The following is an 18,241-nucleotide window of genomic DNA, read 5'->3' on the forward strand; positions in this document are numbered from 1 at the left end:
GTTGTGCCGCGCCTGTTCATGAAGAACAGCGCCCCGCCGAAGGCTGGTGCCTCGGGGAGCGCTGTCGTCATGGATTGTTAGTGATGGCTCTTGAGCCGTGAGCCGAGCTTGCCGTAACCGGCGGCTTTCAAGATGCCACCGACTACCCCGCCGAGCAGAATGATGGCGACACCAATGATGATCCACACCATGCTGCCGCGGTCGAAAGCAACCGTACCGACCAGAGTCCCGAGCATCACCAACGTGACCAAGGCCCAGGCGGCCGGTGTATTTCCGTGTCCCTCGACGGCGGTCGGCGTGAGTTCGAGATTCTGTTCAGAGCTCACTGGCCCTCCTAATACGAAGTGATCAGCACGAATTCGTGCGCAGTCTGTGAATAGTCTATGTCAAGGATACCGCCGGCAACGGATGTTGCACGGGCCTCACCGCGTCGGGTCTTCGCCCTCGCTCAAGGAGTCCCAGGCATCGATATCGTCAGCGTGAGGGTTCTCACCTCGTTGGACCGAATGTTGCGACGTTCGTTCGTAACGCCGCGAGGTGGTCTTCCACGACCGGCTGCTCCACCACAGCCAGGCCGCCGCGAGGATGGTGGCGACCCCGAGGACGAGAGTCAGCCAGGGCCAAACGGTGACAACGTACTGACCTCCGGGTCCGTTGGTGCCGGTGGCTTCGCCCACCTTGGTCATCGCGGCATCCGTGGGGTTCAGAGCGGCGGTAAGGGCCGCGATCCCCATGCCAAGTCCAGCCAGGGCAATGACGGCGCTGATCACCAACCTCAACACTTTGCCCGCGATCCGAACCGCCAAGACGCCGGCCAAGGCCACCAAGGCCAAGGCGGACACAGCGGGCGCCGCGTCCGTGCCCTTAACGTCGACATCGACCGCTGACATCACGCTCGAAACGTGTGCCTGAATCCACGGGAATAGCGTCGTTACAAAGGCCAACGCAGGAATCAACAAACACACCAAGATCACCCGCCCTGAGCCGGGAGCCCGTTTCCCCTGGTCCGTCCCTCCGGACACTTCGGGGGCCGCGAGTGAGGCGTTGTCCGGTTCCTGGGTCAATGCTTTTCCTCCTCGGCGATGCTCGTCAGATCACGGGCACGGAGCGCCGCCTTCAAGGGGGCGGCAGCTTTACTCACGGATTCATCGGCTTCCGTTTCGGGTTGAGAATCTGCGACGATTCCCGCTCCTGCTTGCACGAATGCACGATTGTCGCGCAATAACGCGGTGCGGATGGCAATGGCCATGTCCATGTTTCCCGCGAAATCGAAATACCCGACCACGCCAGCGTAGACCCCTCTGCGGTGTGGCTCGTAATCGTCGAGGAGTTGCATGGCACGGGGTTTCGGTGCTCCCGAGAGCGTTCCGGCGGGGAAGGTGGCTCTCAAGACGTCGTACGCATGGGCGTCGTCGCGAATGTGGGCCTCGACCGTCGAGGAAATGTGCATGATGTGGCTGAACCGCTCGACCTCCATGAACTGCGTGACGGCCACGGTGCCCGGGGTGGCGATCTTCGAGAGATCGTTCCGGGAGAGATCCACGAGCATCAAGTGCTCCGATTTTTCCTTCTCATCGGCCAGGAGTTCTTCTGCGAGCGCGACGTCTTGCGAGTGGGTCTTTCCTCGGGGGCGGGATCCGGCAATCGGGTGCGTGCTGGCACGGTCGCCGTGAACGGTCACCAAGGCCTCAGGCGAGGAACCCACGATCGAATAGGGTTCGCCGTCGGGGTCTTCGAAAGTGTAGAGGTACATGTACGGCGAGGGGTTGGTTTGCCGCAGGACGCGGTAGACATCTAATGGCGGCTCAGGGCAGTCTGCCTCGAAACGCCTGGAGATGACTACCTGGAAGATATCCCCGTCGACGATCGCGTGTTTAGCCTCGACGATCGCGTTCATGTACTGCTGGCGACTCCATGTTTCGTGGACTCGCTCGTCGTCCACGGGTGACGAGGTGTCCTTGTCATCGCCCGTGAAAATGGAGACCGTGGTCCGCCCGAGGGGTTCGGCGAGGTCGTCGATCATGGATGTCAATCGCGCGACGGCGTCGTCGTAGGCCCAGTCCACCCGGTCCGAGGTGCCGTTCCAATTGATTGCGTTAGCCACCAAGGTGACGGAACCGTCGTGGTGATCGTGAATCGCCATGTCGGATACGAGGTTGAGGGCAAATTCCGGGAGGTGGACATCGTCCGTGGGTGGGTGTGGCAGTTTCTCCCAGTGCCGGACGGTGTCCCAGCCCAAGTAACCGACGAGTCCCGAGGTCAGGGGCGGAAGACCGTCCCATGCTTCCGTGTGGAGCATCTCGAGGGTATCGCGGATGGCGTCTACGGGAGAGCCGTCGGTTGGGGCCCCTTCCGGGATGGTGCCCTGCCAGTGCGGTTTGCCGTCCTTGGTGGTCAGCGTCGAGCGCGAAGAGACGCCGATGAATGAGTAGCGGGACCACTGGGCGCCTTCGTTGGCGGATTCCAGGAGAAAGGTTCCCGGCCGGCTCTGGCCATCGCGCGCCACGAGGGAACGGTAGAGCCCTATGGGTGTCATGGAATCCGCGACGACCTTGAGGGTCACCGGAATCACCCGGTGTTCTTCGGCCAGCTGACGGAATTCCTCGCGGGTTGGCCGGATCTTGCCGGAGTAGGACGGTTCGTGGGTCTTCATCGATGTTTCCTTAAGCGATGGATCGGCCTGGGATTAGTGGTCGTCTCGGTGGCCCGTGACGGCGTGCAATGACCTCTCGTCGAAACAGGTTCGCGTTCCGGTGTGGCACGCGGCGCCGACTTGGTCGACCTGCACCAGCAGTGCGTCGCCGTCACAGTCCAATGCAACGGATTTGACGTACTGGCGGTGCCCCGAGGTGTCGCCTTTACGCCAGTACTCGGCGCGGGATCGCGACCAGAACGTCACACGGCCTGTGGACAGGGTGCGTTGCAGAGCTTCGTCGTCCATCCATCCCAACATGAGCACTTCACCGGTGTCGTATTGCTGGATGACGGCGGCAACGAGTCCTTGATCATCGCGTTTCAACCCCTGCCTGATCTCCTCGGGCAGGGTGGATTCCTGGGTACGTGGCTGACTCATCATCGCCCACCACTCTACCGTCCGGCCTTCGGACCGTCGTGACGCAACGGTGGCGGGCGAACGTGACCGGTGGGACACCTCGGCGTCTCCCCCGTTTAACCTTGCGGGCCTACAATCGACCCATGAGCGCGATCACAGAAATTCGACAAGACCTCGTCAATGTCCTGGGCCGGGTGGGCCCTGGCTATCCCACACTCTGTGAGGGCTGGAACACCGAGCACATGCTCGCGCACCTGATCCTGCGGGAGACTCGACCCGACGTCGCCGCCGGAGTCCTCCTTCCCCCGTTGGCTCAGCGCACCGAAACCAAGACCGAAGAACTCGCCGAGGAGCTCTCCGATGGTCAGGCGTTTTCTCACGGTTTGAGCCGTTTCGAGGCGGCTCGTCCGCTCATTCGCCGTGTTGAGGCGGTCGACGAGACGACGAACTTCTTGGAATACCTCGTTCATCGCGAGGATGTTCTGCGTGGATCGCCCGGTGCTTTGGAGATGAATGCTGGCCGAGAGGCAGATGCGGATGAACAATCCGCCGTCTGGAGGGCTCTGTCCCGTCGTGCGGGACTCTTCGCGAAGAATTATCCCGATGGGCTCACCATGGTGGGGACCGACTCCGACGGCTCACCGACCTACGGGACCAAGGTCGTGCGCCAGCCTTCCGACGAGTCCAGGGTCAGCGCCGTCGTGCAGAAGGTCGTGCGGGCCCCCAGCACCGGTGAGTCCGTAACGCTCACGGGAGAACCCCTCGAGTTGATGATGTATCTCTTTGGACGTCGGGACGCCGCCCGAGTCGACATTTCCTACTAGTTTCCGCGGCACCCAGCGTCACGACCGGAGATCAGCGGACCTCGAAGCCCGCCTGTCGAACAGCGGCTTTGACGTCCCTGATCGCGTGATCTGGCCCGAAGTGGAAGATGGACGCGGCCAACAACGCATCCGCGCCCGCTCGGACGGCCTCCGGAAAGTGCTCCACCTTGCCGGCGCCTCCGGAGGCAATCAGTGGGAGGTCTACGACGCCGCGCACCGCCCGGATCATCTCCAGATCGAATCCGTCGCGCGTGCCGTCGGCGTCGATGGAATTCAGCAATATCTCGCCCACCCCGCGTTCGGCGGCTTCGCGAGCCCATTCAAGGGCATCCAATCCCGTCGAGGTGCGACCTCCGTGTGTTGTGACCTCGAATCCCGATGCGGTGTGCTCCGACCGCTTGGCGTCCACGGAGAGCACGAGCACCTGATTCCCAAATCGATCCGAGATCTCGTTGATGACGTTCGGATTCTTGATGGCTGCGGTGTTGATGGACGTCTTGTCTGCCCCGGCCCTGAGCAACCGATCGACATCTTCCGGCGTGCGAACGCCTCCGCCGACCGTCAGAGGAATGAAGACCTGTTCGGCCGTCTTCGCGACGATGTCGTAGGTCGTTTCGCGGTAGGAGGAAGACGCCGTGACGTCGAGAAAAGTCAGTTCATCGGCTCCGGCGGCATCGTAGCGCCGCGCCAGCTCGACGGGGTCTCCGGCGTCCCGGAGATCCTCGAAGTTAACGCCCTTGACGACACGTCCCGCGTCGACGTCTAAGCAAGGGATCACACGAACAGCAACGCCCATGATGCGTCTCCTCTCACCGAGTGGGTGGCTACAGCCGAGCCGCCGCGATCGGGGAGACCAGAATGGCCCGTGCCCCGGCGTCGTACAAACGGTCCATGATCTGGTTGGTGGACTTCTTGGGCACCATGGTGCGCACCGCGAACCATCCCTCACGTTGGAGCGGGGACACGGTCGGCGCTTCCAGACCTGGAGTAACGGCGGTTGCTGCGTCCAGGTCGTCTCCGCTTACGTCGTAGTCCATCAGCACATATTGGCGGGCAACCAGCACACCACGCAGGCGACGTGAAAGCACATCCAGGCCTGCACGATCTTCCAAGCCACGGCGCTTGATGAGCAAGGCCTCGGACCGCATGAGGGGTTCTCCGAATGGTTCGAGTCCGGCCGCGCGCATGGTGTTTCCGGTTTCCACGACGTCGGCGATGGCGTCGGCCACGCCCAATCGGATGGACGATTCGATGGCGCCGTCGAGCCGAACCACCGAAGCTTCGATGCCCTGTTCTTCCAGATAATTCTGCACGAGGTTCGAATAGCTGGTCGCGATCCGCTTGCCGTGGAGCTGTGAAATGTCGCTGAACTGGTCACGCGGACCCGCGAAATGGAAGGTCGAACGAGCGAAATCGAGGCCCAAGGACTCCTCGGCGTTCGCTCCGGAATCGAGAAGGAGGTCCCTGCCCGTGATGCCGACGTCGAGGGTTCCGTGGCCAACGTACACCGCGATATCGCGGGGACGAAGGTAGAAGAATTCAACGTCGTTCTCTTCGTCGACGATCACGAGTTCGCGACTGTCACGACGCTGCAGGTACCCCGCTTCGGTCAGCATCGCTTGGGCGGCTTGGGAGAGGGATCCCTTATTCGGGACGGCAATGCGCAACATGGTCTTCCTTCGGGCGCTGATCGGTGATGGTTCTTGGGCGATCGTGTCCGCGACTACAAGTACGAGTAGATGTCCTGCGGCTTGAGGCCCCGCGCGATCATCAGCACCTGAAGGTGATAGATCAGCTGGGAAATTTCCTCAGAGAGTTCCTCGTCCGACTGGTATTCGCCGGCCATCCACACCTCGGCGGCCTCTTCCACGACCTTTTTCCCGATCCCGTGAATACCGGAATCTAGCTCGGCCACGGTCTTCGAACCGTCGGGTCGGTCGGCTGCTTTAGTGGTCAGCTCGGCGAAGAGCTCGTCAAATGTTTTCACCTGTTTAGGGTACCCCGGCGTTCTCAAAGTCGAGACAGTGTTACCGCGGTGTGGACAGCGGCCGACGTCGCTTCGTAGCCTTTGTCCTCCGAGGATCCCTCGAGCCCGGCACGATCGAGGGCTTGCTCTTCGTCGTCGCAGGTCAGCACGCCGAAACCGACCGGCTTACCGCTCTCGAGGCTGACCTGGGTCAATCCCTGCGTCGCCGCCTGACAGACATACTCGAAGTGAGGCGTTCCTCCACGAATCACGACTCCCAGCGCGACGACGGCGTCGTGGCTCTGAGCCAGCCGTGCGGCGGCCACCGGAAGTTCGAATGATCCGGGCACGCGCACGATCGTCGACAATTCGCTGAGACCGGCCTCGGACAGGGCACGAGAGGCCCCGTCCAGGAGTCCGTTCATGACACGCTCATGCCATGAGGCTGCCACGACGGCGACCCTGAGGTCTCCCGCGTCCAGATCCTTCAGTTCCGCAGTGAATGCGCCTTCTCCACTCATGATGTCTCCTTCGTTCCGTCAGCTACGTTGGGTGAATTGTTGTCGTCATGGTTGACGTCAGCTTGTTCCGGGCCCTCATTCGTGAGCAGCTCGAGGCGGTGATGCATGCGATCCCTCTTGGTCGCAAGATATCGTGCATTTTCCGGTCGTGGACCGATTTCGTCAGGTTCAATCGACGAGACCTCGATGCCGAGCGCGGCGAGTGCCTCGACTTTGGCGGGATTGTTGGTCATCAACCGTAACGTCGTGATTCCGAGGTCTCGGAGGACATAGGCCGCCTGGGCATAGGCTCGCGGGTCGGGTTCGAAACCCAGCGCGAGGTTCGCGTCCACGGTGTCCATCCCTTGGTCCTGGAGAGCATAGGCCCTGATCTTGTGGACCAGCCCGATGCCTCGCCCCTCATGGCCCTTGATGTACATCAATGTTCCTCCGACCTTGGCAATGGTCTCGAGGCCTTGGGCCAGTTGCGGACCACAGTCGCAACGAAACGATCCGAAGACGTCACCCGTGAGGCACTCCGAATGCAAACGAACCAGAGGCTCCGGGTTCTCGGAATCGATGATGTTGCCCGAGGCGTCCGCCGCAGTCGCGGTCAGAATTTCGTGGCCGTCAGGGAAAGACCACGCCCGGATGCTGAAAATGCCATGGGGCGTGGGGACCATCACGGCCTCCGACGTCGCCTCGGGACGAATCCGCTGCTCCCCCACGTCCCCAAAATCTGGTGGAATCCTCATGCGTCAAGGTCCTCCACCAAATCAGCCTCGAGCTCCGCTTGGAGATCAGCAATCGAAATCATCGGCAGGCCGTGCGTCGTCGCGAAATCACGCAAAGCATCGAAGCGCATCATCGAACCGTCGTCGTGAACTACCTCGGCGATATATCCGACGTCGGGGAGGCCAGCCAGCCGCGCCAAGTCGACCGCGGCTTCGGTGTGCCCCTGCCGGGCGCGCACACCCCCAGGAACGGCACGCAAAGGCAGGATGTGGCCGGGGCGCGTCAGGTCCGACGCCGTGGAGGACGAGCCGGCGAGAACGTTCAGCGTCTTGGCTCGGTCAGCAGCGCTGATACCAGAGGTAATCCCACGGGCGGCATCGCAGGTCACCGTGTAGGCCGTGGATTTAGGGTCCTCGTTGACTGCCGTCATGGGAGGCAAGTCGAGGGCATCGGCGCGCTCGGGACTCATGGGTGCACACACGACCCCGGAGGAGTACCGGATCATGAAGCCCAGTCGTGCCGGGTCGGCGAGCGCCGCGGCTCCGATGAGGTCGCCTTCATTCTCCCGGTTCTCGTCGTCCACCACGACGGCCAAGCCGCCTGCACGAATTGCTTGGACGGCGTCTTCGACGGTGTCGAGCCCCGTCGACACGTCGGCGTCATGGTCGGGGATCTCCGTGAGGGCTTCGTGCGCGGGGGTTTCGAAGGCTCGGCTCCTCGCCAAGTATTTAGCGACGGCGTCGGTCTCCAGGTTCACGGGGTCTCCGGGGTGGGCGTCCCCCAGGGTGGTGGCTCGCAACGTCGTCGGGATAATTCCCACTTCAAACCACGGATCCGGTGAACCGGCCGGGCTGACCGCGGTGACGGTCAAGGAAATCCCGTCCACCGCAATAGAGCCTTTTTCCGCCAAGAACGGGGCGAGGCTTTGAGGCATGCCGATGCGGACGATCGACCAGTCGGGCAGGTCTTCGATCGCGAGGATCGTGCCGGTGCCGTCGACGTGCCCCTGTACGATGTGACCGTCGAATCGGCCGTCGGCGCGGAGGCAACGTTCCAGGTTGACCCGCGATCCCGGGTGCAGGGTCCGCAATGAGGTGCGGGCGAGGGTCTCTCCGATCACATCGGCGGTGAAGATTCCGGGTTCGGCGTGATGGGGCGTGGCGGTCAGGCATACTCCGTTGATGGCCAAGGATCCGCCCTCGGCCAGATCAGCCACCAGGTCTCCGGCCCGCACGGACAGTACCGCCGAGTCGGCGCGGAGATCGAGATGCTCCACGGTTCCGAGGGATTCAATGATTCCGGTGAACATGATGCGTTACTTTCTCTCGTGGGGACGTTGAGGTGCGAGATGCGTCAGGGTGTCGTTTCCGAGGCGTCCGATGCCTTCTCGGGTTCCGTCGGCTTCGCCGCTAGCTGGGTCGATCGCGAGCCGATAAGCCTTCGCCAGGGTGGGCACGCTGAGACCGTGCGTCGCGGAGCGGCCCTCGCTCAGAAGGGTGGGAGCGGTATACCAGTACATTTCATCGACCAGATCCTCCGTGAGGAATGCCGAGATGATGCTGGGCCCTCCTTCGATGAGCACGTGACCGATCCCCTTTTGGGCAAGACGCCGAAGGGCCTCCCGGGGGTCGCGAGTGTCCAAGTGCAAATGGCCGGGACCTTGGTTGAGGTGTGCTCCCGCCGGTATGGTCCGGATGCCCATGACCGCCCTGAGGGGTTGGCGCCCCAATGGGTGTCCCCCGGTGTCGCGCGCGGAGAGCTGAGGGTTGTCGCTCAACGCCGTGCCCGTTCCGACGAGAATCGCATCCGCTCGGCTGCGAAGTGTATGCCCGTGGGCCCTCGCTTCGGGGCCGGTGATCCACTGACTCGTTCCGTCCAGCGCGCTCACCTGGCCGTCGAGTGAAGCGGCCACCTTGGCGGTCACGAATGGTCGTGTCTCTTGTTGGGAGGCCCACCATCGGGCGTTGATGTCGTGGGCTTCCTCGCGAAGGAGTCCCGCATGCATGTCGATCCCATGGGAGGCCAGGAACTCCGCGCCGCCCGCGGCGCCCGTCCCATCCGTCTCGGCATAGGTGACCTTCGGTATGCCGGCGTCTGCTATCGCTTTGGAACACGGGCCGGTTCGCCCGTAATGATTGCACGGCTCGAGGGTCACGTATAGATGCGTGCGGTTGAGGTCGGTTCCGGCCCGGCGGGCTTGTTCCAGAACATCTACCTCGGCGTGAGGCGTGCCGCTCCCCCGGTGCCACCCCACGTGAAGGATGTCCCCGGATTCATTGGTCAGCACCGCCCCCACCAGGGGGTTCGCTCCTCGGACTCCGTGCAGAGCCGCCGTGAGCGCCGCTCGCATGGCCCTGAAGCCAGATTCTTCTGCCGAGTGGTTCACGCGTGGTCCTTACTCGTGACGTCCACCGTGGGATCCGGGAATTGAGTTTCCAGTTCAACGCGCCGCTCTTGGTTCCGGGTACGCCACCACATAAAGAATCCGGTCAGTGTGAAGCATCCATAGAACAAATACATGAATCCGGAGGCGTAGTAGCCGGCCGAGAACAACAACGGTACGCCGACGACGTCGACCGCGACCCAGATCAGCCAGAATTCGACCCATCCCCTGGCCATTCCCCAGGTGGCCAGCAGCGTTCCCACGAAAATCCAGGCGTCCGACCACACCGGTTCGTAGGATCCCAGGGCCCGAAAAACTGGCGTGAGCGCTGCGGTACCGCCGATGAAGGCCACCACCAGCACGAGTCGTTCTTTCCATGTGGCCCACCGCGGCGAAACGGCCGACCGGCCTTGTTGCTTAGCGGTCTTCCACTGGTACCAGCCGTAGATCGACACGATGATGAACATGATCTGCCGGGCCGCTTGGCCGAGGAGGTTCACAGGGTGCGGGGAACCAAACACGGCCCCCATAAACACAGTCAATAAGAGCAGATTTCCGGCAATGCCGACGGGCCAGGCCCAGACTTTGCGCCGCATTCCGCCGAGGGCAGATGCCAAGCCGAAAAGATTGCCCAAGACCTCGCGCCAGAGGATGAAACCTCCACCGATCGACAGCTGAGCGTCAAAGAGCCACCGCAGAAAGTTCACTGTTCTCCTTCCGAGCTGCGGAGGCTCCGGGGAGAACACAACGGTAGGCCCAGCCCATCGAGGAAGCCCGCTGAGAGCGAGCGTCCGACGGCGCTGTGCCGCGTTCTGCTCGTGCGCCTTTATCCAGACTGTGACTGTCGGTACCGGAATTTCACCGATTCGGCCGGGCCATTCAAGAGGAACTGAATGAACCGGGTCGCGGACTATAACCGCCGGTTCGGAATTTCACCGACCCCCGGAGCACGATTGCGTGAATTCGATTATGGCACATCGAGTGCCGATGAAGAGGTTTAGCCCACCGATCGGGATGCAATGGAACGCAATGAAGAGATGGCCTCCGCAGGGTCCTTCGCACCATAGACGGCGGATCCGGCCACGAACACATCGGCTCCAGCCTCGGCCGCACGCCCGATGGTCTCTTCCGAGATTCCGCCGTCGACCTGCAAAGCGACCTGGGCATCAGAACCGCGGATCGCTTCCGCGGCACGCCGCAATTTCGGCAAGGTCACATCCAAGAACTTCTGGCCACCAAACCCGGGTTCGACGGTCATCACGAGGAGTAGGTCCAACTCCTCGAGCATGTCGAGGTACGGTTCCACCGGAGTCGCCGGACGCAACGCCATCCCGGCCTTGGCGCCCTGAGCTCGTAGCTCGCGCGCGAGCTTGATCGGTGCTATCGCAGCTTCCGCGTGGAAAGTTACGGACTCACACCCGATCTCCGCGTAGCGAGGTGCCCACCGATCGGCGTCCTCAATCATGAGGTGGACATCGAAGGGCACGGGTGAGACGGCGTGGAGTCGCTCCACGACGGCGGGTCCCCAGGTCAGATTCGGCACAAAGTGGTTGTCCATGACGTCGATGTGGGCCGCATCGGCCGTCTCGATGGCACGCAGTTCCTCGCCCAGGCGAGAAAAGTCGGCGGACAAAATGGACGGGTTGATGTGAAGATGCCTCACGGGCCCTCCTGACGTCGAGACGCGGTTTTCCCGTCTCGTGCCTTGCAAGAGACGGGGTGCATGTCACAGCATACCGAGAGCACTTGCCGCTTTCGGTCGTGCGCAGACCTACTTTTTGCGCAACAAGGCCATGAACATCGCGTCCGTTCCATGCACATGCGGCCAAAGCTGTGCCGTGGTGGCCGCCTTTTGCCCCTCGGCAACTGGAGCCCCCGCCATCGGCGCTCCAGGAGCAGCATCTCCCTCGAGGGCTCCGGGAAGGGCCGCCGCCTGCATGGCCGCGCCAGTATCGAGCAGTTCGACGTCTTCCCCGTTCAGGAGGTCCAACAGCACGTTCTGTGTTTCGGCGGGATGGGGCGAACACGTCACATACGCGATGAGACCTCCCGGCCTGGTCACGGTGACGGCCGCGCGGGCCAAATCGAGTTGTAACGACATCAGCTCCGCGATATCGCCCGGCGTCTTCCGCCACCGGGCTTCCGGCCGACGTCGCAATGCCCCGAGACCCGAACACGGAACGTCGACCATGACCCTGTCGAAAATCTCACCGGTTTCGCCAAAGGCCTCGACCGCGAGCGATACCTCTTCCGGGAGGTCCGCGGTGTGGATCGTCTCCGCGATGGCACGTCCGTCCGAGGTCAGCACCGTGTAGGACTCCCGCGGAAGCGGAGCAAGGGCCTTGCGGACGAGATCTGCACGGTGCTCGGCCGATTCGTTCGCCACAAGCTGCGCACCCCTTTGGACGGCGAGTGCACCGAGCAGCACCGCTTTACCTCCGGGACCGGCACATAGATCGAGCCAGGCACCGTCCGAACCCTCGATCGGTGTTGCGGCGAGGGTGCGGGCCACGAGTTGAGACCCGGCGTCCTGAGCCCGGACGGTGCCGGATCGTACCGATTCGAGCCTACTCAGGTCGCCGTGGCGATATACGGCCGAGTCCTCAGTGAGTTCGCCAGGTCGGGCGTCATTCTCACGGGCTTCGGTGAGGTCTCCCAGCCCCGGCAATGCGACCAGGTGCACGGAGGGGCTTTCGTTGTCCGCGTCCAAGAGCGAGCGAAGCTCCGAGGTCGTACGACCGTGTGCCGCCAGTCCTTGGCGGAAGGCACGGACGATCCATGCCGGATGCGATGTCTCGAGGGAGAGCCGCTTGACCTCGTCGGTTACCCCTTCCGTGAGTTGCGCCAGCCACTCGTCGCGGCTCTTCTCGCTGACGCGACGCAAGACTGCGTTGACCATCGTGGCGGGTCCGGCACCGATGACGCCGCGCGCCAGACCAACGGTCTGATTCAACGCGGCGTGGGCCGGAACCCTCATTCCGAGAATCTGGTGGGCCCCCAGCCGCAACGCGGTCACGATCTTCGGGTCCGTTGCGGAGAGCTTCCGATCGAGGCATTCGGCCAAGACGGCGTCGTAAATTCCCCGCTCGCGCAACGTTCCGTAAGTCAGCTCCGTGGCGAAGGCCGCCTGACGCCGGTCCAACCCGTGTCGACGAATCGTCGACGGCAAAACCAAATTCGCGTAGGAGTCCTGGGTTTCGACGGCCTGAAGAACCTCGAAAGCGACCAATCGTTCCGGGTCTGCGACTCGACGCCGTTGGCTGGGCGCGGAGGACGAAAAGTTTCGCGCTCCCTGGCTCTGGCGATTGCGCTCCCGGCCCTGTGCATTTCGACGCTTTGCGCCTCCCCGCTGTGGGGACGACCCGGCGCGCCGACCGCCGGACGCCGATGACCGGCCACGTCCTGAAGTTTCGCTCATTGAAAGACCACCGTATTCTGCTCGAGTTGCCCGGCTCCACGGGCCCAGTCCGCCGCGGCCATCATCTTCTTACCCGCCGGCTGGAGACGCTCAACGCTCACTCGCCCGACGCCGCAGGCGACCGTCATCGTGCGATGCTCCAATCGGGCAGTGCCTGGTGGGGCTGGGTCGGCCGCATCGTGGACCTGCCGGATTCCTTGCATCTTGACCCGCTGGCCGTTGAGTTCCGTCCAGGCCCCGGGTTCTGGCGTCACTCCGCGCACCTGCGCCGCGACGTCGGCGGCGGAACCCGACCAATCAATGCGTCCATCCTGAAGGGTGAGTTTCGCGGCGTAGGTCGGTTCGCCGGACTGCGGCGTCGCAACGATCCGCCCCTGTGAGACGTCACCGATCACCTCGGCAAGGAGAGCGCCTCCGCTGATGGACAGCTGGTGCAGCATGGTCCCTGCAGTGTCGTCGTCAGAGGCCGTCTCGGTCAAGGTCTTGTACACCGGGCCGGTGTCCATGCCCTTTTCGATCTGAAATACGGACGCGCCGAGCTCTCGCTCCCCCGCCATCAGCGCACGTTGTACAGGTGCCGCTCCTCGCCACGCCGGGAGGACCGAAAAATGCAGGTTGATCCATCCGTGCTCCAAGGCGTCCAACGCTCGACTCGGCAGGATCGCACCATAGGCGACCACCGCCGCGATGTCCGGGGCGAGGTCCGTGACCGCCTGGTGCGCTTCGTCGTCGTACGCACCGGATTTAATGACCGGAAGGCCCAGCTCCTCTGCCCGACGCGCCACCGGCGACGGTGTCATCACACGCTTGCGTCCCACGGGGGCATCATTCCTGGTCAGAACCCCGACGACGTCGAGCCCGGCGGCGAGGAGCGCTCCGAGCGGGGGGACGGCCGTCTCCGGGGTCCCCGCGTACAGAACTCGGGTCATGAACGTCCTCCCAATGCCGAACCACCAAAAGCTGATCCCTTGCCGAAGCTTGACCCAGCGGCGAATCCGCTGGACACGGTGCCCGCCCGGCGTCGTTCCACTCCCGCAGCAACGTCCCGATAGTCGGCGGCTCGGATGGCTTTCATGATCCGTTTCTTGTCGTCGCCGACCAGCCGGTCGATGTACAGCTTGCCGTCCAGGTGGTCGGTTTCATGCTGCAAGCATCGCGCCAAAAGGCCTTCGCCTTCCACCACGACGGGACGATTATTTTTGTCCACGCCGGTGACGCGCGCCCAGTGTCGGCGCGGGGTGTCGCTACTCAACCCGGGAACGGATAGGCAGCCTTCGCCGCCTTCTTGGGGCTCCTCGCCCACTTCGAGCACCGGATTGATCACGTGACCGACCTCGCCATCGCGCCCCTCGACGCCGTAGGTGAAGAGTCGCAGTGAGACCCCGATCTGCGGCGCGGCTAGCCCAACGCCTTCGACCTCGAACATGGTTTCAATCATGTCGTCGACGAGGCGGCCGATTTCGTCGTCGAAATTCGTCACGGGTTCACACACGGTACGAAGTACCGGATCGCCAAGAGTGCGCACGGTCAGTACGGTCATCGAAGTCCTTGAGGTTGGTGAGTCAGCTGGCGTTCTGTTCGGGCAGGGTGACGCGCGGGGGCGGCGGAACCACCGGCATGAGTGGTTGAACGGCCCCGTCGGCAGCGATCGAATCCACGCTCCGGTGGTATTCCCATACTTTACGGAGAGCGCAGAACTTGAACCAGCTGTCCTTGAGCAATGCCGGATTCGCTTGTTGGGGTTTGACTTCGGTTTCGCCGAGCGCAACTCCCAGGAGAACGGGTGCATCCCCGTACTCCCACGGTTCCCACTGCCCCGTTTCGGCGTCAACGAGATACTCCTCCGCCTTGACCCCGGCCACGAGCTGCATGATGACCTTGGCGTCCAGCGGCTTGACGCGGTTTTTCCGATCCGTGCCTTTGGTCTTGTAGTCGATGATGCAGACGCGCCCGCCGATTCGAGCCACGAGATCCAGGGTCCCCGCGTATCCCACGGTGTGGTTCCACACCGTCACTTCTGCCGCAAGAGGCTCGGGTTGGTAGAGGTCCCACCATTCATCGAACCGATCCGCCCAGTCAGTTTCCCCATGCGCGCGCAGGGTATCCCGGGTCTCGGCAACCTGATTTTCTCGGCCCAACTCTCGCAAAGCGACGGCTTCGCAATAGTTGTGCACCCGATCTCCCCGTGCGGCGGCTTGATCTCTGTATCGTTCGGCTGCTGCGGCGGCGTCGCGAATGACGGCGTGTTTGAGGCCGGTCGAGCGCCCGGCCCGGAGCATGCGGTCGTCTTCGAGTGCGGCCTTCGCTGCCATGTACCCATGCCAACCGCCCAGATCTTGCGCAAACTGGCCGATGACCGTCGTAATGGAAGGCACCGTGGGCTCACCGTCCACCTTGCGCGCATACATGCGCCCGTGCTCGGTGGCGGTTGCCAACCTCGGTTGGGTCATCGATGAATCAGTCCTTCGTACTGGCGTGTCCGGGGGCTTGGGCGGCGCGCCGTGAGAGCCCACCCAATCTTCGGTCCACCCCGAAATGCTTCATTCCAGTGTGCGTCCGGTCAGTCCACACCCGCGGGATCGACACTGCACCTCGGGTGCCGATCTACACCACACCTCATGAAAAAGGTCCCCGACCGGATGTTCCGGCGGGGACCTTAACCTGGCTGCTGGGCAACCATTTGTGCGCGATACTGGGTTCGAACCAGTGACCTCTTCGGTGTGAACGAAGCGCGCTACCACTGCGCCAATCGCGCTCAGCACTCGATACATCTTAGAGACGCCACCCCTGGGAGTCAATTCGGCACCCTCCAAGGGCCCGTGATGCACAACACGGTCACTATTTCGACGCCACATGGCCCGATTTCGCACCAAGGAACCCTCTTCTCCCCCGTGATTCCGGGGATTTTTGGGTATGGATCGCTGGATTTTGTAAGACCTTAGAAGATGTGTAGAGTATTCATCTGTCAGCGCGACGGGCTGGAAATATTCACCCGCCGGACGTCAGGGTGTCACCCTGGAGTCTGCTGGACATGCGGTTGTAGCTCAGTTGGTAGAGCACCACCTTGCCAAGGTGGATGTCGCGGGTTCGAGTCCCGTCAACCGCTCGCAGCTTGCTTCACCTCGTGAAGCGAAGGCCCTGAGTCGCTTGATCAGGAACATGGTGAGGTGGTCGAGTGGTTAGGCAGCGGCCTGCAAAGCCGTGAACGCGGGTTCGAATCCCGTCCTCACCTCGCAGTACATAATATATTGATGTAACTCGCGCGATTGGCGCAGCGGTAGCGCGCTTCCCTGACACGGAAGAGGTCACTGGTTCGATCCCAGTATCGCGCACAAAGGAAAGGCCCCGGTTCTTTGGAACCGGGGCCTTTGTGTGTCTACCGCACCTGCCCAATCACCGGTCCGTACGTTTGGGTCAGGCTGACGTCGCTAGGTCATCATCAGCCCGAGTATCCCTTTCCCGATCGTCAGGGCGGCTCCGGCCCCCGCGAGCGTCAGTGCGAGTGTCCTCGCAATGTTCGGGGAGATACGCCGAACCAACGGCCGGCCCATCACCAAACCGACGACGACGGAGAGCGCCACACCCGGCAACAACCAGGGCGCGGGCAGAGCGGCCCCGTGCACCGCGCCGACCGACCATTTGGCGACGAGAGACATCAGGCCGAGGGTCATGAACACCGGTTGCATCGTTGCGGCGTATTCCGTCTGACGCCACGAGGTCACGCGCGAATAGATCACCATGGCGGGTGCGGCGACTCCGGCCGTGACGTTCAAGAGCCCGCCCGCGGCACCGGAGACCACGCCGACACCGGACCCCTGTACCGCACGGGTTTGCTTTCCCGCCAGCGTCACTACCAGGGCGAGAGCGACGACGCTACCGACGATGAGCTGAAGAACGGGGCCGGGAGCCAGCCGAACGAGGACGGCACCGGGGACCGTACCCAACACGGCCGACAGGCACAGCAACCGCCACTGTTTCCAGTTGACGGAACGCCACAGCGCGACGGTCAGGAGGGCCCCAGAGACCGCGGTGGTGAGATTCGCCAAGAAAATGCCGCTCGCCCCACCCAGGATGAGGGTGAACACCGGAGCGACTACCAGGCCCACCCCGGTCCCGGAAATCCGTTGCAGAATCGTGCCCACCACGACCGCCGGAAGTATCCACCACAACAACGGCAGCTCCTTCCGCCAAGCCCGTTGGGGGCCTAGTTTTGATGCGCCGAGCCCTCGAGCATGCCCTCGCGAGCGAGTGCCGTCAGACGAGAGACCGCGCGGAAGTACTTCTTCTGGTATCCGCCCGCCATCATCTCCTCGGTGAAGACCTGGTCAAAAGGCGCACCGGACGAAATGATCGGAAGGTCTCGGTCGTAAAGGCGATCCGCAAGCACGACGAAACGCAGTGCCACGGCCTGCGAGGTAATCGTCGTGACGTTCCGCCACGCGATACCGTCCAGCCCCGCCACAAGCTGGCGGTATCGGCTCGGGTGAACCGAGGAGAGATGTTCGATGAGCTGGTCGAAATCGTCCACGGCAACCTGCGTGGATTCTCCGAAATGTTGTTCCACGACGCGATCGAAATCGCCATCGGCTACGGGCTGCGGAGCCGCCGGCAAGCCGCGGTGGCGGTAGTCCTCGCCATCCACGCGGATTACCTCAAATTGATCGGCCAACACCTGAATTTCCCGTTTGAAATCCACCGCGGCAAATCGTCCTTCTCCCAGGGAGCCGGGCAGGGTATTCGATGTCGCCGCGAGCTTGACCCCGGCATCGGAAAGTTCGCGCATCAAGCGGGACATCAGCACGGTATCGCCCGGGTCATCCAGTTCGAACTCATCGATACAGACGAGCTTGTAGGTGGACAAAGCCTCTACCGTTTTGCGGAAAGACAGCGCTCCCACCAAGTTGGTGTACTCGACGAATGTGCCGAAGGCCTTAGGCCCAGGTACCGCGTGGAATAAGGAAGCCAGGAGGTGGGTCTTTCCGACGCCGAATCCGCCGTCGAGGTAGATTCCGGCTTTATCCTCCTTCTTGGCCCCTTTACCGAAGAGCTTGGAGAGGAAGCCGCCTTGAGAGGATCCGCCAACCGTTTGCGCAAAGTTCTTGAGCGCCTCGACGGCCTGAGACTGCGACGGTTGCTGCGGGTCGGGAATGTAGGTATCGAAGGAAACCTCCCCGAAGCGCTCCGAAGGCGTGAACCCTTCGAGGAGCTCCTCCGCGGAAACGTTGGGACGTCGGTCGACCAGACGTGTGGGGTTTTCGGGCACCGTACTCCTTCGAGGCTGAGTCTCGCTCATCATGCGCATTCGGCCTCTTCACGGCGCGAATACGGGACCGCAGCGGGGCGGCGGTCCACAGCGAGTGTAG

20 protein-coding genes, 4 tRNA genes and 1 riboswitch are annotated in these 18,241 nt (G+C 62.8%); of the genes, 4 read left to right on the forward strand and 20 right to left on the reverse strand.

The window, feature by feature from the left end:
- Positions 1-77: 77 nt before the first annotated feature.
- The 4 genes from D8M21_RS04645 to hisI all read right to left on the reverse strand — a co-directional run bounded on the left by D8M21_RS04645 (position 78) and on the right by hisI (position 3,076).
- On the reverse strand, positions 78-326 hold the full coding sequence (locus D8M21_RS04645; protein ID WP_048678480.1) for an HGxxPAAW family protein: 249 nt from the start codon (positions 324-326) through the stop codon (positions 78-80).
- Positions 327-422: 96 nt separating this feature from the next.
- Positions 423-1,064: a Trp biosynthesis-associated membrane protein gene (locus D8M21_RS04650; protein WP_048678482.1), complete on the reverse strand. Its 642-nt coding sequence runs from the start codon at positions 1,062-1,064 to the stop codon at positions 423-425.
- Positions 1,061-2,653 carry an anthranilate synthase component I gene (locus D8M21_RS04655; protein WP_048678483.1) on the reverse strand — a complete coding sequence of 531 codons (1,593 nt, stop codon included), beginning with the start codon at positions 2,651-2,653 and terminating at the stop codon, positions 1,061-1,063. Before D8M21_RS04655 ends, D8M21_RS04650 begins: the two co-directional genes overlap by 4 nt.
- Positions 2,654-2,686: 33 nt before the next feature.
- Positions 2,687-3,076, reverse strand: a complete 390-nt coding sequence (gene hisI, locus D8M21_RS04660; protein WP_048678702.1) for a phosphoribosyl-AMP cyclohydrolase — start codon at positions 3,074-3,076, stop codon at positions 2,687-2,689.
- Positions 3,077-3,195: 119 nt separating this feature from the next.
- Here hisI and D8M21_RS04665 point away from each other — a divergent pair, with 119 nt between their 5' ends.
- On the forward strand, positions 3,196-3,876 hold the full coding sequence (locus D8M21_RS04665) for a maleylpyruvate isomerase family mycothiol-dependent enzyme (protein ID WP_126855674.1): 681 nt from the start codon (positions 3,196-3,198) through the stop codon (positions 3,874-3,876).
- 31 nt (positions 3,877-3,907) lie between these two features.
- On the opposite strand, the gene hisF is transcribed toward D8M21_RS04665, so the two are convergent.
- From hisF to D8M21_RS04735, 14 genes are all read right to left on the reverse strand, one after another.
- A complete protein-coding gene (gene hisF / locus D8M21_RS04670; protein ID WP_048678487.1) occupies positions 3,908-4,672 on the reverse strand; it encodes an imidazole glycerol phosphate synthase subunit HisF in 765 nt (254 codons plus the stop codon).
- A 28-nt stretch (positions 4,673-4,700) separates the two neighbouring features.
- Positions 4,701-5,546: an ATP phosphoribosyltransferase gene (gene hisG / locus D8M21_RS04675; RefSeq protein ID WP_048678489.1), complete on the reverse strand. Its 846-nt coding sequence runs from the start codon at positions 5,544-5,546 to the stop codon at positions 4,701-4,703.
- Positions 5,547-5,599: 53 nt separating this feature from the next.
- Entirely contained in the window at positions 5,600-5,863 is a 264-nt protein-coding gene (locus D8M21_RS04680; protein ID WP_048678491.1) for a phosphoribosyl-ATP diphosphatase, read from the reverse strand.
- Between the two features lie 23 nt (positions 5,864-5,886).
- Complete coding sequence (ribH, locus tag D8M21_RS04685; protein ID WP_048678492.1) at positions 5,887-6,363, reverse strand: 6,7-dimethyl-8-ribityllumazine synthase; 477 nt, start codon at positions 6,361-6,363, stop codon at positions 5,887-5,889.
- Positions 6,360-7,097 carry a GTP cyclohydrolase II gene (locus tag D8M21_RS04690; protein ID WP_065424200.1) on the reverse strand — a complete coding sequence of 246 codons (738 nt, stop codon included), beginning with the start codon at positions 7,095-7,097 and terminating at the stop codon, positions 6,360-6,362. Before D8M21_RS04690 ends, ribH begins: the two co-directional genes overlap by 4 nt.
- A complete protein-coding gene (ribB, locus tag D8M21_RS04695) occupies positions 7,094-8,386 on the reverse strand; it encodes a 3,4-dihydroxy-2-butanone-4-phosphate synthase (RefSeq protein WP_048678494.1) in 1,293 nt (430 codons plus the stop codon). The genes D8M21_RS04690 and ribB overlap by 4 nt, the downstream gene beginning before the upstream one ends.
- Before the next feature lie 6 nt (positions 8,387-8,392).
- Positions 8,393-9,463, reverse strand: a complete 1,071-nt coding sequence (ribD, locus tag D8M21_RS04700) for a bifunctional diaminohydroxyphosphoribosylaminopyrimidine deaminase/5-amino-6-(5-phosphoribosylamino)uracil reductase RibD (RefSeq protein ID WP_053089927.1) — start codon at positions 9,461-9,463, stop codon at positions 8,393-8,395.
- A complete protein-coding gene (gene pnuC / locus D8M21_RS04705; protein ID WP_048678496.1) occupies positions 9,460-10,167 on the reverse strand; it encodes a nicotinamide riboside transporter PnuC in 708 nt (235 codons plus the stop codon). The genes ribD and pnuC overlap by 4 nt, the downstream gene beginning before the upstream one ends.
- A gap of 108 nt (positions 10,168-10,275) precedes the next feature.
- Positions 10,276-10,414, reverse strand: a riboswitch (FMN riboswitch).
- Between the two features lie 43 nt (positions 10,415-10,457).
- Positions 10,458-11,123, reverse strand: a complete 666-nt coding sequence (gene rpe, locus D8M21_RS04710; RefSeq protein WP_048678498.1) for a ribulose-phosphate 3-epimerase — start codon at positions 11,121-11,123, stop codon at positions 10,458-10,460.
- A gap of 108 nt (positions 11,124-11,231) precedes the next feature.
- Positions 11,232-12,878, reverse strand: coding sequence for an RsmB/NOP family class I SAM-dependent RNA methyltransferase (locus D8M21_RS04715; protein ID WP_048678500.1), 1,647 nt, complete (start codon positions 12,876-12,878; stop codon positions 11,232-11,234).
- On the reverse strand, positions 12,875-13,807 hold the full coding sequence (gene fmt / locus D8M21_RS04720) for a methionyl-tRNA formyltransferase (protein ID WP_048678501.1): 933 nt from the start codon (positions 13,805-13,807) through the stop codon (positions 12,875-12,877). The genes D8M21_RS04715 and fmt overlap by 4 nt, the downstream gene beginning before the upstream one ends.
- Positions 13,804-14,418 carry a peptide deformylase gene (gene def / locus D8M21_RS04725; RefSeq protein WP_048678503.1) on the reverse strand — a complete coding sequence of 205 codons (615 nt, stop codon included), beginning with the start codon at positions 14,416-14,418 and terminating at the stop codon, positions 13,804-13,806. Before def ends, fmt begins: the two co-directional genes overlap by 4 nt.
- Before the next feature lie 22 nt (positions 14,419-14,440).
- Complete coding sequence (locus D8M21_RS04730; protein ID WP_048678505.1) at positions 14,441-15,328, reverse strand: cytochrome P450; 888 nt, start codon at positions 15,326-15,328, stop codon at positions 14,441-14,443.
- Between the two features lie 233 nt (positions 15,329-15,561).
- A tRNA-Val gene (locus D8M21_RS04735) sits at positions 15,562-15,633 on the reverse strand.
- 278 nt (positions 15,634-15,911) lie between these two features.
- Between D8M21_RS04735 and D8M21_RS04740 the strand changes: the two genes are divergently transcribed.
- The 3 genes from D8M21_RS04740 (at position 15,912) to D8M21_RS04750 (ending at position 16,210) form a co-directional block, all read left to right on the forward strand.
- Positions 15,912-15,984 (forward strand) — tRNA-Gly (locus tag D8M21_RS04740).
- A 55-nt stretch (positions 15,985-16,039) separates the two neighbouring features.
- A tRNA-Cys gene (locus D8M21_RS04745) sits at positions 16,040-16,110 on the forward strand.
- 28 nt (positions 16,111-16,138) lie between these two features.
- Positions 16,139-16,210, forward strand: a tRNA-Val gene (locus D8M21_RS04750).
- 96 nt (positions 16,211-16,306) lie between these two features.
- Here D8M21_RS04750 and D8M21_RS04755 read toward each other — a convergent pair.
- Together D8M21_RS04755 and zapE are read right to left on the reverse strand one after the other, a co-directional pair.
- Positions 16,307-17,050 carry a sulfite exporter TauE/SafE family protein gene (locus D8M21_RS04755; RefSeq protein WP_048678507.1) on the reverse strand — a complete coding sequence of 248 codons (744 nt, stop codon included), beginning with the start codon at positions 17,048-17,050 and terminating at the stop codon, positions 16,307-16,309.
- A gap of 32 nt (positions 17,051-17,082) precedes the next feature.
- Entirely contained in the window at positions 17,083-18,171 is a 1,089-nt protein-coding gene (zapE, locus tag D8M21_RS04760) for a cell division protein ZapE (protein ID WP_048678711.1), read from the reverse strand.
- Positions 18,172-18,241: the final 70 nt, after the last annotated feature.

Source organism: Kocuria sp. HSID16901 (genome assembly GCF_003989425.1).
In the GTDB taxonomy this organism is placed as follows: domain Bacteria; phylum Actinomycetota; class Actinomycetes; order Actinomycetales; family Micrococcaceae; genus Rothia; species Rothia massiliensis.